Here is a 609-nt window from a genome sequence, read left to right on the forward strand (position 1 = left end):
AGCACCACTTTGCGCTGCGCTTGAACAGTTAAAGCTCGATGTCGCTCTTCATCACTGACCGAAGCATGAAGCTTCACCACCAGCACATCATCCAAGTGCTGTAACATCTGCGCGCACTGAGTGATCTCTTTTCGACCCGGTAAAAACACCAAGATATCGCCTTCCTCATCTTCAAGGGCTTCTTTTACTGTTTTCACCACGTCATTTTCACACCCTTTTTTATTGGGCAGATGACGACTGTCTATTACTCGATGAGTCACCGAGACAGGAAAACAGCGCCCTTCTGAGCGAAGACGATGAGCATTAAGATAATGTGCGAGTTTTTCGCCCTCTAATGTGGCAGATGTCACTATCAATGGATGCTGGTTTTCTTGCTTCAAAATTGCGGTTAGTAGATCAATGTCCCAGCGACGTTCGTGAAATTCGTCCACTATCACGATGTCGAAGCTTGCAAGTTTGTCTTCCGCAAACCAACGCAACGCTACACCCGGCGTCACGAACACAACTTCCTTGTTCTCATCGAAATACGCATGCAGCTTGATCGCGTAACCAATTTTGTTACCTATCAGCGCACCAGATTGCTCCTCAAGAAACTCAGCTAATGAGGTA

Annotated in this window: 1 pseudogene; it reads right to left on the reverse strand. The window is 46.8% G+C overall.

Features of this window, described 5'->3' with window-relative positions:
• Nucleotides 1-609, reverse strand: a pseudogene (locus R7P74_RS27625) (ATP-dependent RNA helicase); the annotation flags it as partial.

Source organism: Vibrio sp. 2033 (assembly GCF_033339735.1).